The 16,056-nt window shown below is 72.0% G+C and carries 13 protein-coding genes and 2 pseudogenes; 10 read left to right on the top strand and 5 right to left on the bottom strand.

What is annotated here, in order from left to right; genetic code table 11:
• Positions 1-64: 64 nt before the first annotated feature.
• The 4 genes from ABZ172_RS16860 (at position 65) to ABZ172_RS16845 (ending at position 6,809) form a co-directional block, all read left to right on the top strand.
• Positions 65-439, top strand: coding sequence for a BlaI/MecI/CopY family transcriptional regulator (locus tag ABZ172_RS16860; protein WP_356884489.1), 375 nt, complete (start codon positions 65-67; stop codon positions 437-439).
• Positions 436-1,365: a M56 family metallopeptidase gene (locus tag ABZ172_RS16855; protein WP_356884488.1), complete on the top strand. Its 930-nt coding sequence runs from the start codon at positions 436-438 to the stop codon at positions 1,363-1,365. Before ABZ172_RS16860 ends, ABZ172_RS16855 begins: the two co-directional genes overlap by 4 nt.
• A 711-nt stretch (positions 1,366-2,076) precedes the next feature.
• Positions 2,077-6,453: a hypothetical protein gene (locus ABZ172_RS16850; RefSeq protein ID WP_356884487.1), complete on the top strand. Its 4,377-nt coding sequence runs from the start codon at positions 2,077-2,079 to the stop codon at positions 6,451-6,453.
• 80 nt (positions 6,454-6,533) lie between these two features.
• Positions 6,534-6,809, top strand: coding sequence for a hypothetical protein (locus ABZ172_RS16845; RefSeq protein WP_356884486.1), 276 nt, complete (start codon positions 6,534-6,536; stop codon positions 6,807-6,809).
• A 78-nt stretch (positions 6,810-6,887) separates the two neighbouring features.
• Here ABZ172_RS16845 and ABZ172_RS16840 read toward each other — a convergent pair.
• Positions 6,888-7,247: pseudogene (locus ABZ172_RS16840) on the bottom strand (TetR/AcrR family transcriptional regulator); the annotation flags it as partial.
• 316 nt (positions 7,248-7,563) lie between these two features.
• On the opposite strand from ABZ172_RS16840, the pseudogene ABZ172_RS16835 reads away from it, so the two are divergent.
• A pseudogene (locus ABZ172_RS16835) lies at positions 7,564-7,830 on the top strand (Tn3 family transposase); the annotation flags it as partial.
• Here ABZ172_RS16835 and ABZ172_RS16830 read toward each other — a convergent pair.
• Entirely contained in the window at positions 7,824-8,402 is a 579-nt protein-coding gene (locus ABZ172_RS16830) for a TetR/AcrR family transcriptional regulator (protein WP_356884485.1), read from the bottom strand. The pseudogene ABZ172_RS16835 and the gene ABZ172_RS16830 overlap by 7 nt on opposite strands.
• An 81-nt stretch (positions 8,403-8,483) precedes the next feature.
• Here ABZ172_RS16830 and ABZ172_RS16825 point away from each other — a divergent pair, with 81 nt between their 5' ends.
• The 3 genes from ABZ172_RS16825 to ABZ172_RS16815 all read left to right on the top strand — a co-directional run bounded on the left by ABZ172_RS16825 (position 8,484) and on the right by ABZ172_RS16815 (position 10,041).
• The gene (locus tag ABZ172_RS16825; RefSeq protein WP_356884484.1) at positions 8,484-9,257 is read left to right on the top strand and encodes an oxidoreductase; all 774 of its coding nucleotides are present in this window, start codon (positions 8,484-8,486) and stop codon (positions 9,255-9,257) included.
• Between the two features lie 33 nt (positions 9,258-9,290).
• Complete coding sequence (locus ABZ172_RS16820; RefSeq protein ID WP_356884483.1) at positions 9,291-9,659, top strand: VOC family protein; 369 nt, start codon at positions 9,291-9,293, stop codon at positions 9,657-9,659.
• Between the two features lie 127 nt (positions 9,660-9,786).
• Positions 9,787-10,041 (top strand): hypothetical protein, encoded by a 255-nt coding sequence (locus ABZ172_RS16815; protein ID WP_356884482.1) that lies wholly within the window; start codon positions 9,787-9,789, stop codon positions 10,039-10,041.
• Between the two features lie 21 nt (positions 10,042-10,062).
• On the opposite strand, the gene ABZ172_RS16810 is transcribed toward ABZ172_RS16815, so the two are convergent.
• The 3 genes from ABZ172_RS16810 to ABZ172_RS16800 all read right to left on the bottom strand — a co-directional run bounded on the left by ABZ172_RS16810 (position 10,063) and on the right by ABZ172_RS16800 (position 12,913).
• Positions 10,063-10,755: a helix-turn-helix domain-containing protein gene (locus ABZ172_RS16810; RefSeq protein WP_356884481.1), complete on the bottom strand. Its 693-nt coding sequence runs from the start codon at positions 10,753-10,755 to the stop codon at positions 10,063-10,065.
• A gap of 556 nt (positions 10,756-11,311) precedes the next feature.
• Positions 11,312-11,965: a TetR family transcriptional regulator gene (locus tag ABZ172_RS16805; RefSeq protein WP_356884480.1), complete on the bottom strand. Its 654-nt coding sequence runs from the start codon at positions 11,963-11,965 to the stop codon at positions 11,312-11,314.
• A 240-nt stretch (positions 11,966-12,205) separates the two neighbouring features.
• On the bottom strand, positions 12,206-12,913 hold the full coding sequence (locus ABZ172_RS16800) for a DUF3159 domain-containing protein (protein WP_356884479.1): 708 nt from the start codon (positions 12,911-12,913) through the stop codon (positions 12,206-12,208).
• A 378-nt stretch (positions 12,914-13,291) separates the two neighbouring features.
• Between ABZ172_RS16800 and ABZ172_RS16795 the strand changes: the two genes are divergently transcribed.
• Positions 13,292-15,181, top strand: a complete 1,890-nt coding sequence (locus tag ABZ172_RS16795) for a S9 family peptidase (protein WP_356884478.1) — start codon at positions 13,292-13,294, stop codon at positions 15,179-15,181.
• A gap of 150 nt (positions 15,182-15,331) precedes the next feature.
• Positions 15,332-15,985 (top strand): GPP34 family phosphoprotein, encoded by a 654-nt coding sequence (locus ABZ172_RS16790; RefSeq protein WP_356884477.1) that lies wholly within the window; start codon positions 15,332-15,334, stop codon positions 15,983-15,985.
• The last annotated feature ends 71 nt before the right edge of the window (positions 15,986-16,056 follow it).

The following is a 16,056-nucleotide window of genomic DNA, read 5'->3' as shown; positions in this document are numbered from 1 at the left end:
CGGTCGACTACAATCACGTAGACGGTCTACTGCACTGTAGACGATGAAGGGACGAGGGGGCGCCATGGCGGAACGTGCGGCGGAGCGCAGAGGAGCGGGTGAGCTGGAGGCGAGCGTGCTCGCGGCCCTGTGGTCGGCGGACGGCCCCCGGACCGCCGGCCAGGTGCAGCGCGCCCTGGCGGTGGAGCTGGCCCGCACGACGGTGACGACGATCCTGTCCCGCCTCCACGACAAGGGGACGGTCGGCCGGGAGCGCGCCGGACGCGGATTCGCGTACTTCCCCGTCCGGGACGCCCACGGCCTGACCGCGCGGCGCATGCACCACGAGCTCGACAAGGACGACGACCGCCAGAGCGTGCTCGCCCGGTTCGTCTCGGACCTGGGGCCCGAGGACGAGCGCATTCTGCGCGATCTCCTGGAGGAGGGGGGCGGCCGGTGATCGCCGCACTCCTGGTGCCGCTGCTGATGCCGTTCGCGGCACCGGCACTCGCCCGGTGGGCGGCTCCCCGCCTGCGGCCCGTGGCCGCCATGTGGGCGCTGACCGCGACGGCGTGCGTGCTGGCGGCCGGCTGGCTGGCGGCGCTCGGCGCCCTGCTCCTCGCCGGCACGCTCACCGTCTCCGCCGTCGCCCGGCTCGGCCATCTGATCCACCCCCTGGGCGTCGCGCCGGCCGTCGTGTCCGGTCCGGTCACGGTGTTCGCCCTCGGCGCGCTCGCCGTCTGCGGCCGCGCCGTGATCCGCTCGGTGCTGTTCCAGCTCCGCCAGTACCGCACCGCGCGGGGACACCTGCGGGACGCGACCACCGCGGGAGACCTCAGCATCCTGGACCGCCCCGAGGCCGACGCCTACGCCCTCCCGGGGAACCCGGGGCGCGTGGTGGTGACCTCCGGCATGCTGCGCTCCCTGGACGGACCCGAACGCGAGGCCCTCCTCGCCCACGAACGGGCCCATCTGACCGGCCGCCACCACTACTTCCTCGCCGCCGCGGACCTCGCAACCCGGTGTCACCCCGCCATGGGCGGCCTGCGCGACGCCGTCGGCCTGGCCGTCGAGCGCGTCGCGGACGAGGCGGCCGCGGAGACGGTCGGCGACCGCGGCCTGACCGCGCGCGCGATCGGCCGCGCGGCCCTCGCCGGGCGGGCCGGCAGCAGTCGCCCCGGCTTCGCCGCGAGCGCCGTGGGCGGCCCCGTGCCGAAACGCGTGCGGGCCATGCTCGGGCCGGCCCCCGTCCCCCACCGGCTGGCCACCGCGGCGGCCGGTCTGCTGCTGGCCTGCTCGGTCGCGGCCGGCGCAGAGGCCACGGCCGGGCTCGTGAGCCTGCACCACACGGTGGAGATCGCCCAGGGCGAGCTGCACGACGGCTGACCCCCGCCGCGTGCCCGCGACCCGGCCGGCCGGCGAGGGACACCGGTGGAGGCCCGCCCGCCGGGGCCGTCGGCCTCGTGCCCGGGGCAGCGGGCCGGGGCGCTCGGGGCCCCGTCGGCCGGCACCCCGTGCGATCCCCGGGGCTCACCGGGCCGCCCCGGCCCGTGTCCGGCGAGCGCGGGCGCGGGCGCGATCGACCGGTTCCCGTGGTTTCCCGGGACAGCACCAACACCTCCGGTCCGGTGGAGCTCTCCCGTAGGCACCCCACGGAGGTCTTCGCCTCCCGCCCCGGTGCCCGGCCGGGGTTCGCCGGGAGGACCGTGCCCGTCCGGCGTCCTTCGGGAGGGCCGTGCCCGTCCGACGGTCCTCGGGACGTGCCGTAGGCCGGAGACGCCGGAGCCGTCGTGTACCGGCACCGGACCGGGCTCCGCGCGGGCGCACCCCCGCACGGGTCCGCGCGGCCCGCAGCAGCGGCGGACCGACGGCGACGCGGGGAAGCACCCGGAGCCCGGTCACGGGCGGGCGGCCGCAGGCCCGGTCCCCGCTCCGGTCCCCGCCCCGGTGCGTCAGACGGCCCGTGAGACGGCGCGGAGAGCGTACCGAGACGTGCGGGTTCCAGCATGGCCGGTTGCGAGCCTTCCGCGCCCGGTGGCGCGCCTGAGCCGCTCGCACCGGATGAGCGCCGACAGCGCAGACAGAGAGTGAACCCCCATGCCAAGACCCAGAGGCGGACTCCGTCTCGCAGCGGCGGTACCAGTCGTGCTGGCAGGCCTGCTGGCCGGCACCCTGCAGGCGACCGCCGCGCCTGCGCCCCCCACCCCGAAGCCGGCCGCTTCGGGCGCAGCGCAGGACACTCCGTGGAGCGGCGCACCGCGCTCCGACGTGCCGGAGCGCCGGCCGGACGCCGCGGAGGCAGGCATCCCGGAGAAGGACCGCGACGCCACGCTCGGGAAGGGATGGCGCAGCTCGCGGGACCGGCTGTGGACCACCACCGGGGACGCCCAGGGGCTGCACCTGCTGGTCGCCGACGAACGGTCCGGATACGCCTGGCGGACGGCCGCCACGCTCGCCGAGCCCGGCTTCGACACCGACGCCTGGATCGGCAACGCCTGCGTGACCGCGTCCGGTGAACGGGCCGTGGTGGTCTACGCGCCGCGCACCTTCACCAACAAGGCGGAGCTCTTCGCCCGCGGCGCCTTCGCCGCGGTGGTGGACCTCACCACGGGTGACGTCACCAAGCTCCGGCGCCAGGTCAGCCTGGCCTACTACAACCCCGGCTGCGGTGCGGGCGAGGACGCCGTCCTCACGCAGAGCGGCGGCGAGGACAAGTCCTCGACCCGGCTGCTGCGCGTCGACGCGGCGACCGGTGAGGTCGCCGCTCCCGTCAAGGTCACCGGACAGCTGACCTCGGCCGTTCCCGCGGGCGGCGGGCGCATCGTGGCGGCCGACACCTCCCGGATCGTCTCCGTCTCCGCGGACGGCCGGCGTTCGACCCTGGCCGCGACCGACGCCGTGCCCTTCCGGCTCACCCCGGACCAGGACGGCGGTCTGACCTTCCTCGACCGCTCCGGCGAACGCGCCACCGCACGTCACCTGAGCGCCGGTCAGGTGAAGTCCCCCGCCTCCGGGCGCAGGGCCGCGACCCTGGGGCACGGCAAGCTCGACGCCGTCGACGTGACCCGTTCCGCCGACGGCCGGGTCTACCTCACCGGTGCCCGGCGCGAGGCAGCCGCGGGCGCGCTGCCCGAGGCGGTCAGGATGCTCGACGCCCCCAGCGGGGCCCGTGTCTCCACCCGTGGCAGGGCCGTCATCACCAGCACCGCCTGGACCGACGGCAAGGACTCCCGGGTGACCGCGGAGCAGGCGACGGAGGCCCGTTCCGTGACGCTCGGCGTCACACTGCCCGCGCGCAAGCGCACGATGACGTTCGTCGTCGATCCCGCCGCGGTCGTCGGCGCCGACGCCCAGCAGGGCGTGGCACCCGCGCCCGGTCTGGGCACCGGGACGGGGAAGAAGGCGGCCCGGGCGACGAGCGGTCTCGCCGCGGCCGCCTCGCCGAGCGATCCGGTCGAGGACGAGCGGTACTGCTCCGTCCCGCGCAACGATCCCCGCAACCAGGCGATGCAGCCCAAGCCGCGCCAGGTGGAGTGGGCCGTCGACCAGGCCGTCATGGGCACCCTGGACTCCAAGGCGTCGCGCCCCGCGAACTGGAAGAACCTCGGCATGCCGGCGTACTCGCCGCAGGGCCTCTTCCCGAGGAAGACGCTCCTGGAGGGTGACCACGTCCCGGCTCAGGTGATGCTCGGCGTGACCGCGCAGGAGTCGAACATGTGGCAGGCGGCGCGCTTCGCCGTCCCCGGCGTCACCGCCAATCCGCTCATCGGCAACTACTACGGGCTGGAGATCTACAACAGCAGCAGCGCCGACGACTGGGACATCAACTGGGCCGAGGCCGACTGCGGTTACGGCATCACGCAGGTGACCGACCACATGCGTCTGGCCGGCAAGGAGAAGGGGCCGTCGGACACGGCCTGGGCCTACCAGACCCAGCGTGCCGTCGCTCTGGACTACGCGGTGAACGTCGCGGCCGGTCTGCAGATCCTCACCGACAAGTGGAACCAGACCCGGGGCGCCGGGATGAAGGTCAACAACGGCGACGCGACCAAGATCGAGAACTGGTTCTTCGCCCTCTGGGCCTACAACTCGGGCTTCTACCCGCAGTCCAGCAGCGGCAGCAACAGCGGCGCCTGGGGCGTGGGATGGGCGAATAACCCGGCCAACCCGGAGTACCCCGCGAACCGCGCCTCGTTCATGGACACCAGCTACGCCGACGCCGCCCACCCGCAGGACTGGCCCTACCCGGAGAAGGTCATCGGCTTCGCCGGGCATCCGCCGGAGCTGCTGGAGTCCCCCAACACCCCGGTCTCCGCCTACCGTCCGGCCTGGTGGAACGGTGACGCCGTCACCGCCCCGCTCAACCGCGCCAACGCCAAGCCGCCGGTGAACCAGTTCTGCGACGCGAGCAACACCTGTGAGCCGGGCAAGTCGTACACGCCGAACGCCCCGGACGTCGCGGGCGCCAAGGCCGGCCCCTGCGCCCACAAGAACGCCTCCGGCCAGTACGACCTGAAGTGCTGGTACCACCAGAGCACCACCTGGAAGAGCGACTGCTCCTACTCCTGCGGCAACGAGCTCGTCCGCTTCGACAGCACCTACGCCGAACAGCCGGACGGCACCGCCTATCCGCCCAACTGCTCCACCTCGGGCCTCCCTTCGGGCGCCCTCGTCATCGACGACATGCCGGACGGCACCCCGTCCGTGCGGCCCGGATGCACCACGCCCACCACCAACCAGGGCACGTTCGGGCTGAACTTCGCCGCCGACTCCAAGGGCCTCTACCCCTCGAAGATCGACTTCCATCAGCTCGGCGCGGGCTACGGCGGCCACTTCTCCTTCGCCCACACCCGCCAGGCGAGCGCCGAGAGCGGCAAGATGAAGGTCACCGGCACCTGGACCCTCAACAAGACGCTCAGCCAGCCGGCCCGCGTCCTGGTCCACCTGCCCGACCACGGGGCGCAGACCCAGCTCGCCCAGTACGACGTCACCACCAAGAACGGCGTGCGCTCGCGCATCGTCCGGCAGCCCGGCAACGGCAACCGCTGGGTCTCCATCGGGGCGTTCATGTTCGGCAACGTCCCCAAGGTCACCCTCAGCTCCGTGACGTCGGACGGCACCGGCGAGGAGGACATCGCCTTCGACGCCGTCGCCTTCGTGCCCATCACGGGGACGTACGTGGAACGCAGCATCGACGCCGTGGCCCTCTTCGACGAGGACCAGGACATCGACACCTCCGCCCCGGCGTCCTGGATCGGCGGTCCGCTCACCAGCCGTCAGAACCTCTACGACTGGGGGATGGACCTCACCGGCCGCATCTCCTCCCTGCCCTCGTGCACGGCGGGCCCGGCCTCCGGGTGCGTGATGCCGGCGACGAAGAGCGCCATGACCGCCTGGCGCTCCCAGGTGACGGCCGCGGGGACCGACCCGGTCAACCACCCGGACGGCACCAGTGAGGCCACCTGGGTGGGCTTCGCGAACCCGTACACCGACCGGCCGACCAGTTCGGCCAAGCCGTCCAGGTTCGACACCGACGACAACTCGTACAAGATCCGCTCGCGGACCACCGTGTCGTTCGTCAAGGACGCCGCGGGCACCGTCATCCCGGGCAGTGAGTACGTCGACTACGGCAACCGCACGGGCAACACGCACCTGCCCAAGTTCATGCTGGACACCTTCTCCGCGCTCGCCACGGACTACGGGATCGCCAGGCCCGACCTGCGCTACGCGTTGAAGAACCTCAACCAGCACGACAACAAGAGCCACAACGCCGACCCACTGGCGACGGGCGTCCTGCCGGGCCGTTCCTACGCCTACGCGGGCAAGAAGCCGACCGTGGTGAAGGACGACGACACCCCGGTCGACACCGGTGGTACCTGTGTGGCCACCCTGTACACCTCGGGCGGTTCCATCGGGTACCGGCCCATGCTGAGCGCCGACGCGCCCAAGCAGAACGTCGACAACTGGCAGAAGAAGGCCGACGGGGACAGCCGGGTGCCGGACGTCGTGGCCGAACTGGCCCACGGGATCTGGTCCAACTTCTTCCAGACCGAGCTGCTGTCCCCGCTGGTCGGTACGGCCTTCGGTCAGGCGCCGCCCATCTGGCAGGAGCTGAGTCTGAAGGTCTGCGCCGACGGATCGGTGCGCAAGGTGAGCGGGCGCCCCTACCTGCGCTCCAGCCACATGCCCGACCAGTACCTGTATCTGGACGGGACCGCGATGAACCTGGACGGCACCGCAGGTGGCGCGTCGCCCGTGATCAAGGGCGACTTCCAGGACTTCAGCAAGATCCCCGACCCGAACCAGGACTACCCGCTGTGGCCCAACCCGTTCGGGCCGTGCAACTTCGCCACCGACCAGAGCGGAAACCCCTGGGACATCACGGCGCCGTCGTCCGCCGGAACCGATCCCTCCCCGGCACACTTCTGTCTGGACAAGAGCATCCCGCTCGACGCCGGGTACAGCAGCTACTGACCGTCCGATCCTGATCCACGTCCGGCCGGCCGCCCTCACGCGGCCGGCCGGACCCTTTCCGTCTGGAGAGCGTCCGGCCCATGGGACTCGTCCTGCTCGTCCTGCTCATCGGTCTGCTGTGGTTCCTGGCGGCACTGCTCCCGCTGCGCCGCCGCACCGCCCGGCTCGTGTTCGGCTGCGCCCACCTGGCCGCCACGGTGGCCCTGGTGATCGCGGCGGACCGGTCCTCGCCGGGGCAGCCCGCCCTGTGGGTGCTCCTGTTCGGCCCCGGGGGGCTGGTCTCCCTGGTGCGGCTCACCGCTGCGGCCGTGGGCACGGTCCGGGCGGGTCGCGGCAAGGACACGCCGTCCGGCTGAGCGGCGGCGCGTGCGACCCGGACGGAGCGCGGGCCGGCCGCCGTCCGCGGCCTCGACCGGCGGCGCCCCACGCCCCGGTCAGTCCTCCACGGCCGCTTCACCGGGTGATCCGGGCCCCAGGACCCTGCGGGTGAAGCCCGCCAGCCGGGCGCGCATCTCCTCGCGCGTCGCCCGCTCCTCCCCGGCCAGGTGCTCGACGAGGTCGGCCCGGGTGGCGGCGAGCAGCGCGTGGGCGGTGAAGGAGCCGTCGCTCCGTCCGGGGATCTGCTCCAGGACGTCCCGCAGCAGGCGGTGCCAGCGCGCCTAGTGGTCCGCCAGGTAGGGGCTGCAGCCCCCGCCGTCCTCCAGGGCGAACGCGGGGCTGCGGTTGGCGAGCTTGAAACACAGCAGGGCGTCGAACAGGGCGGACACCCGCCGCCGCGGCGGGGTGGCGGGGCCCCGCGCCTGCGGTCCTCGGCGACCCCCGCGCGGTAGGTGTCCACACTCGTGGGCCACACGACGTCGTTGCAGGTCACGACGAGGGCCAGGTAGTTCGTGCGGGCCTCCGCGGAGGTTCGGCCGAGTCCGTAGCTGTCGTGCCGTCCGGCCGCCCACATCGCGAAGTCGGGGAGGGTCTGTTCCGTACCGACGGCGTAGCGGCACATGCCCTCGCGGTCGAGATGGGTGTCCCCGATGGTGCTGTCGAGCACGATCCGGTCGGTGGGAGACCGGGTACGGAACGACGGCGCGGACGTGGTGCGAGGCTGGCTCTGTCGTCATGCAGGCGTACAGGACGGGCCAGGAGGACCAGTTCGGCGCGCTCGGTCTTGTGCTGTACGCCGCCGTACGGTGGGAGACTCGCCATCTCGACGCCGCAGTGGAGGAGTTGCGGGCCCTGCCCGCCGAGGAGCGCGAGCACGACGTCCTGGACGAAGACGTCGCCCGCGTCTCCCCGCTCAATCACGCCGACCTCGACGCGCTCGGCCGCTACGACTTCACCGCCAGCGTCCCGGCCGCCGGCGCTCTGCCCCCGGCTCAGGATGGCGGCGGGGCGCCGTGTCGCAGACCGTCGAAGAGGAGAGCGGTGATCTGCCGGGCCTCGACCAACCAGCCCTCCGTGGCGCGCATTCCGCAGATACCGCCCAGGGCGCGCAACAGGGTGGAGCCGGTGACGTCGTCGCGGACGGTGCCGGCCGCGCTGCCGGCTTCGAGCAGCAGGGAGAGGGCGTTGGCCATACGGGTGCGCGCGTCGCCGAAGACCGGTGAGTCTGTCGCCATGATGCTTTCCAGCGCACTGGACATCCCCTTGCCCACCGCCGCGTGGTCCACGAGCAGCAGCAGGAAGCGCCGCAGCGCCTCCTCCGGGGCGTGTTGGTCCAGCAGGGCACCGGGTGCGGCGCACAGGTCGTCGACCTCTGTGCGGTAGACCTCCTCGATCAGCGCTTCGCGGGTTTCGAAGTGGCGGTAGAGCGTTCCGACGGCGACGCCGGCTTTGCGGGCGATGCCCTCGACGTGTGCGTCGGTGTCGCCGCCGAGGAACGCCTGGCGGGCCGCGGACAGCAGTGCCTCGCGGTTGCGCCGCGCGTCGGCGCGCAGCGGGCGTGATGCCGGCAAGAGAACCTCCATAAGGTGAGTCCGACTCCGTTTGCGTGTATCGTTTCCGGAGTCGGATTCATCTTACGGAGGAGAGCTCCCATGTCCATCGCGGACAACAGCCACGACGGCCTTCGGGTACTGGTCACCGGCGGCAGCCGGGGCCTGGGTGCGGCGACCGTCCGCCGCTTCGTCGCCGCGGGCGCGACCGTGCTGACGGCCTCCCGCAGCCGGCCCGAGGAGGACAGCGGTGCCACATTCCTCGCGGCGGACCTCTCCACGCAGCAGGGTGTGGCCGAACTCGGCCGCCGGGTCGTCGAGCAGGTGGGCGGTGTGGACGTGCTCGTGAACAACGCGGGCGCGGCGAGCGCCCCGGCACCGACCCTGGGCCGGTCGGACGAGTCCTGGCAGGCGGACCTGGAGACGAACCTCCTCAGCGCCGTGCGCCTGGACCGGGCCCTGGTGCCGGGAATGGTCGAGCGGGGCTCCGGCGTCGTCGTGCACGTCTCCTCGATCGCCAGCCAACTGCCTCAGCGCACCGAGGCGTCCTACGCCGCCGCGAAGGCCGCGCTCAACACCTACAGCCGCGAACTGGCCACCGAAGTCGGCTCACACGGGGTGCGCGTGGTCTGCGTCCTTCCCGGCTTCGTCGTCACCGAGGGCGCCACCGCCCACCTCCGGCACATGGCCGAGGCGCAGGGCGTGACCACCGAGGAAGTCACGCAGCAGATCGTGGACCACCTGAAGGTCCCCATGGGCCGCCCCGGAGATCCCGAGGACGTCGCCGAGATGATCGCCTTCCTCGCCTCCGGCCGCGCGAAATGGCTCACCGGAGCGCAGTTCCGTGTCGACGGCGGCATCATCCCGACCGTCTGAGCAACCACCCGACAGTACGAACAGGACACCTCCATGCCCATCACCCTGACCTCCGTGGTCATCGACGCCGCCGACATCGAGAAGGAAAGCTCCTTCTGGCACCGGCTGCTCGGCGGCTCCCTCACCCTCACACCGACCCACCACTTCGTTCAGGCCCCCGGCCTCCCGGTGATCGTCGTCCAGTCCACTCCCGGACACACTGTCCCGAACTGGCCGGACGGCACCTCCCAGCAGATGCACCTCGACTTCGGCGTCGACGACCTCGCAACCTCCGACCGTGCGGCCACCGACGGCGGCGCCACCCGACTGCGACCCACCGACGAGATCACCCCGGAAACCCGCACCGGTAGTCGCGTCTACGCCAGCCCGGCCGGACACCCCTTCTGCCTGCGCTCGATGTGAAGATCGCTCAGCTGGCGGCCGATCTGGGGCTGTCGGGCGACGACCGGCTGGAGCGGTTCGAGAACCTCACCTGCCGACCACCGCACTGCTCGGACTGGAGCGGCGCGGCCGGGAGCGCCAGGAGCCGATGTTCTCGGGTCTGCAGTTCCGGCTCTCCAAGCGCGTCGCGCAGGGCCGCTGGATCGCCGTCGGCCCGTCGGAGGGGTTCGCCATCGGAGCCGTCGACGTCTCGACCGAACAGTCTCTGGAATTCGTCGGACTGTCCGCTCAGCCCAGCGCGTGGGGTCCGGGCGGTGAGCTGCCCGGGCCCTCCTTCGCCGAACTCGATCCGGTGACCGCGTCCGAACTGCTGGCGGACCTCACGGAGCTGGTGGCACGGTGACGCCCCGTCACGGGGACCGGATCAGCGGAGTCCGTGCGGGGATCCCCGTGGCGGAAGCGGGGAGACCGCGTCGCCGATCGCGCCTCCGGTGGCGTCGCGCACCGCCCGTGCCACACGCCGGATCACCTCGGCCTCGGAGTCCAGGGGAACCGCACCGCGCAGGGCGGCGGCGCCCAGGTCCTCGTTGACGATCCGGAAGGCGGCGGAGGCGGCCGCCCCGGACAGCCGCACCACGAGATCGTCGGCCGGGAGTCCCAGCCGTCCCGCGATGATCGCGGTCATTTCGCGTTCCACCTGGTCACAGGCCATGAGCCAGGCCGTCCGGATCGACGGCTCGTCGTCCGCCAGCCGGATCATCCTGATCGCGAGAAGGATGTCACCGCGCTCGACGGCACCGACGGCGCTCTCGTGCCTGACGACCTCCGCGGCCAGGTGATCGTCGAGGGAGAGATGGAGCGGCCAGCTCCGCAGCGCGCTCATCTCCCATCCGACGCCCTGGAGCACGATGGGCTCGGCGCAGCTCTCCTTGCTGCGGAAGTGACGCCAGACGGTGCGGGTGGACAGGTCCACCGCCTCGGCGATCCGGTCGCCGCTGGTCCCGGCCACGCCGAGCTCCCAGAACAGCCGGCAGGCCTCGCGGGAGATCTCCAGGCGCAGCCGATGCCGCCGTCGTTCGCTCGTGCTCCTCGCGGCAGGGCTCAGCAGGGCTTCCACCGGTACCACCTCTTTGAACCCACTATGAATGTCACCAAGTGCCACGATGGCATTAAGTGGCGCGAGTGACAAGTGGGCAGCCGCCGACGCGGTCCCCGTGCCGCCCGTGCGCGGCACGCGAGGACCGGGGCGTACGTCGCCCATGACCCTTGGACGGACCCGCCCGGCGGACGGCGGGTGAGGGGACCCCCGAACGGGACGGGAAAAACGTTCCGCACCTGTGCAACATCGACCCTCAGCCGTCCAAGAGCAGACCGGTGGAGTTCAAGAACGAGCCAACAGACGTTCGGAGGTTGCACACATGATGCGTGAAGACCCTCGCACGGCCGTCAGCGATCGCGCTCCGGCAGTCCTTCTCCACGAAGTCGACCAACCGCCCATGGGAAGTTCCTGCACCTGAACGACCAGGAGGGAGCCCGGGCCCGCGCGCTCGTGCTCACCGGCGGAGTTCACCGCTCCCGGATCCCGGGACAACGAAACGGAGCGGACGCCTCGCCCCGCCCCGCGGTTGCGGGTGCGCACGGTCGGCCGCAGGGGCGCACCGGGACGGTCCAGCTCAGGCGGTGACCGCGTCTCCCACGGCCCCGCCCGTGGCCCTGCGGACGGCGCTCGCCACGAGTTCGGCCGCGTTGGCGAACTGTGCGGGGTCGGCGCCGTCGAGGAGAGCGGCACCGATGTCCTCGTTGATGACCCTGAGGGCCGCAGAGGCCGCGGCGGCGTGCAGGCGCACCTGGAGATCGGTGACGGGGAGTCCCAGACGCTTGGCGATGATCTCGGCCATCTCGCGCTCCACCTGGTCGCACGCCATCAGCCAGGCGGTGCGCAGGGCCGGCTCCGTGTCGGCCAGCCGGATCATCCGCATCGCGAGTGCGTTGTCGCTCCGCTCGACGGCTTCGGCCTCCTGGTGGAAGCGGCTCGACTCCGCGACGAGGCGTTCTTCGAGCGAGAGCTCCGCGGGCCAGTCGCGCAGCGTGCGCATCTCCCATTCGACGCCCTGCCTCACAATGGGCTCGGCACAGCTCTCCTTGCTGCGGAAGTGCCGCCAGATGGTCCGGGTGGACAGACCCACCGCCTCGGCGATCTGATCACCGCTGGTGGCATCGACACCTTGCTCCCAGAACAGCCGGGAGGCCTCACGGGAGATCTCCAGGCGCAGCCGATGGCGCCGCTGTTCGCTCATTCCGTTCCCACCGCCCTTGGCCGTAGCCATGCCAGGTCACCTCCGCTCAGCCGACTCCTCAGTGTCATAATGACATTAAGTGACGCACTCGTGCCAGAGCGGCGCGATCGAGTCTCCGGACGGCAGCCGCACGCCCACCGACCGCGCGGGCTCGGCACGACAGCGGGCGGCCCCCTCATGGACGGAGGGGGCCGCCCGCTGTCGGACGGTGTGCGCGAGGCCTCATCGCGCGTGACGGTCGCCGTTCGACGACCGGCGTGCACGTGGAGGTCAACCGCGCTTGGCGGGCAGCAGACCGACGGCCGCCAGTCGCTTGTTCGAGCTGCGGGCGGCCCAGGCCACCACCAGCAGGGCCACGGCGAGCAGGGGGAAGCCCATGGCGATCTTGGCCGCACCCAGCGACCCCACCTGGTCGGTCACGTAGAAGTACTGCTGGACGGCGAAACGGGCGCCGAAGACGACGGCGAGCACCAGGGTGGCGATGTCGAAGTAGAGCCGCGAGCGCTTGTCCTCGCGCCAGACGTTGCCCTTTCCGGTGGCCGTGTTCCAGAGGACGCCGGCCAGCGGCCACCGCACCAGGACGGAGCCGAGGAAGAGGACGGCGCCGGCCAGGCTCGCCCAGATGCCGATGAGGAAGTAGTCCTTGGCGGAGCCCGTGAACCAGACGATGCCTGCGGCGACCACGACGCCGAATACCCCGCCGATCGCGGGCTGCATCGACTCCTTGCGCAGCAGACGCACCAGGCCGATGGCCACCGCGACGGCGAGGGAGGCGATGATCGCCACCCCTATCCCGCCGAAGTTGTTGGCGACCACGAACGCCAGCGCGGGCAGGGCCGAGTAGACGATCCCCTTGGTTCCTCCGGCCTGTTCGAGGGCCGAGGGGCGCTGCGGGGCTCCCGTCGTCTCCGCCTTCGCGTCGGACTCCGTCTCCAGGAAGCTCTTGGTCTTCATGGTGGTCAGCTCTCCCGAGTTCATGTGGGGGGACAAGAAATCTTCACTGCGTCACTTAATGCCATCTTGGCATCAAGTGACATTCTTGGCTACCCCTCACAGTGTGGCGCACGCCACAAGCGGGCCCTGTTCGGCCGACTTCCCCGGCACGCCGCCCCTACTCCCCGCCCGAGGCGCCCACTTCGCCGACCGAGGTGCCCACGTCATCGACCGAGGCGCACCGAGGCACACCGAGGCGCCCGAAAGCGCACCGACTCGCCCGAGCCCCGGAAGCGCGCCCGCCCGGACTCCGGGAGCACACTTGCCACTCCTGTCATTTAGTGACAGTGTCATTAAGTGACAGGCGGGGCGTTCGACCCGGCCTCCCCCGCGCCCTCGGGCGCCGATCGCAGGAGGGACGACATGGCACAGCGGAAGACCATCTCCGTCGAGGAGTTCTTCGGACCACCGCCCCGGGCGAAGGTCACCCTCTCCCCGGACGGCAGGCGGATGGCCTACCTGGCGCCGTGGGAGAACCGTATGAACGTCTGGGTCGAGAGCGTCGACACACCGGGGGACGCCCGGTGCGTGACCACCGAGGACCGCGGAGTGGTGAGCTACCACTGGACGCGCGACCCCCGCTGGCTGCTCTACACCCGGGACCAGGGAGGCGACGAGAACCTGCACCTCTACCGCGTGGACCTGGACGACCCGGACGCCGCCGCGGTGAACCTCACGCCGTACCCGGGGGCGCGGACCATCGGCCTGGACCTGCCCGCCGAGCGGCCGGGCACGGTGGTCACCCAGCTGAACCTCCGCGACCGGGCCCAGTTCGACCTGGTCGAACTGGACATCGCCACCGGCGACATCACCCCGCTCGCCGAGAGCCCGCGGAACAACGGCGAGGGGTGGCTGTACAGCGAGCGCGGACCGTTCATGACGGCGACGACGCCCGAGGGCGACATCGAGTTGTCCCGGTGGGACGGCGCCACGGGTTCGGCGCACCCCGTGGCACGGTTCGACGGCGGTGACGCTCCCCTGGGCATCTACCCCTTGGAGGTCACACCGGACGGTTCGGGGGTGTGGCTCGGCTCGCACCGCGGGGGCGACCGCCTCCGCCTGGCCCGGCTCGACCTGGCCACCGGCGAGGAGCACGAGGTCGACTCCCATCCGGAGTACGACCTGGACACCCGCGCCCGGGTCTTCCCCGCTCTGCCCTCCCCCCTGATCCGCAGCCGGCGCACGGGTGACCTGCTCGGAGTCCGGTACCTCGGACAGCGCCAGGTCGTCCACGCACTGGACCCGGACTTCGCCGCGGTGCTGGAGAACCTGGAGAAGCTGTCCGACGGCGATCTCGCGGCGCTGTCGTCCGACGACAGCGGCCGGCGCTGGGTGGCCGCCTTCACCCACGACCGCGACCCCGGGGTCACCTACCTCTACGACCACGCCACGGGTGAGAGCCGCCTGCTCCACCGGGCGAAGCCGGACCTGGACCCGGAGTCCCTGGCGCCGATGCGCACGGTGTCGATCACCTCCCGTGACGGCCTGACGCTGCCCGCGCACCTGACGCTTCCGGTGGGCGTGGAGCCCTCCCGCCTCCCGCTGGTGCTGTTGGTCCACGGCGGCCCGTGGAGCCGCGACAGCTGGGGCTACAACCCCGCCGCCCAGCTTTTCGCGAACCGGGGCTGCGCGGTGCTGCAGGTGGACTTCCGGGGCTCCACCGGCTACGGAAGGGCGTTCACCAGGGCGGGCATCGGCGAGTTCGCGGGCAGGATGCACGACGATCTCATCGACGGGGTGCGGTGGGCGGTCGAGCAGGGCTACGCCGATCCGGACCGTGTGGCGATCATGGGCGGCTCCTACGGGGGATATGCGTCGCTCGTCGGCGTCACCTTCACACCGGACGTCTTCGCCGCCGCGATCGACGTCGTCGGTGTCTCGGACCTGGCCGCCTTCATGCGCAGCCAGCCCGACTTCGTGAAACCGATGCTCGCCTACAACTGGTACGCGTACGTCGGCGACCCGGCCGACCCGGAGCAGGAGGCCGACATGCTGGCCCGCTCCCCCATCAGCCGCGCCGACCGGATCCGCACTCCGCTGATGGTGGTGCACGGCGCCAACGACGCCCGTGTCGCCCTGGCCGAGTCCGACCGGCTCGTCGAGGCGCTGCGTTCCCGGAACGTGCCCGTCGAATACATCGTCATGGAGGACGAGGGGCACGCCATCGAGAACCCGGAGAACGTGGTCGCCCTCTACACCGCGGCGGAACGCTTCCTGACCGAACACCTGGGTCTCGACACCGACACGGCCTGAGCGCACCCGGCTCCGCGCCGTGCGCCGCCCGGGACCGCCGCGTCACCGGCGTGCTCCTCGGCTCGCGCTCCCCGCGCGGTTCTCTGACCGCGCCCGCACCGCGCCACACCGCATGCATCCGTCCCTACCGTTCGTCCGAGGAGAGACAACGTGCTCACGACACTGCCGCAACAGCTCTATCTGCTCTGCTACACCGTGGACAAGGGCAAGTTCCAGCTGGACAACCTGCAGGGCCGCGGCCAGTTGCTGCGGGCCGGCGCCCTGACCGAGCTGGCCCGCGACGGGCTGCTCGCCACCGAGGGCAAGAAGGTCGTCCGGAAGCCCGGCAAGGCGCCGGACGACCCCTTCGCCGCCGACGTGTGGGGTGACCTGCCCGACAGCAGGCCCAAGGGCTGGCTGCAGTTCGTGCACAACAAGGCCCATACGGCCGAGACTCCGGTCCGCGACCAGCTCGCCGCAGCCGGCGAGGTCAGCGTGTCCCGCGGCAAGGTCATGGGCCTCATCCCGGCCGACCGCGTCACCGTCACCCACCCGCAGGAGGTGGCCGCGCTCCAGGAACGTGTGCGCGGCGTCGTGCTCGGCGGCGCCGACCCGGTGTCGGTCCCGCTGGAGGAGCTGGCCATGGCCGTGTTCGCGGTCGAGCTCGAAGTGACCAGTGTGTGGAGCCGCGCGGACCTGCGTACCCACAAGGAGCCGCTCAAGACGCTGGCCGCACGGTTCGACGAGACCGTCCCCGGCCTGCGCAAGGCGCTGCGCGACTCCTACCTGTCGAGCCGGGCGGTCGGCGGCGGCTGGAGCGCCTGAGCCCGGCCGGCGCCGGTGCGCGCGCCGCGGGGGGGCCCCGGTGGCCGGGGCGGCCGCCGCGGGGGGCGCCG

The sequence above is a fragment of the Streptomyces sp. NPDC006296 genome, assembly GCF_040613235.1.
Classification (GTDB): Bacteria; Actinomycetota; Actinomycetes; order Streptomycetales; family Streptomycetaceae; genus Streptomyces.
Note: the sequence above shows the minus strand (reverse complement) of the source record. Positions and strands in the feature narration are given on the sequence as shown.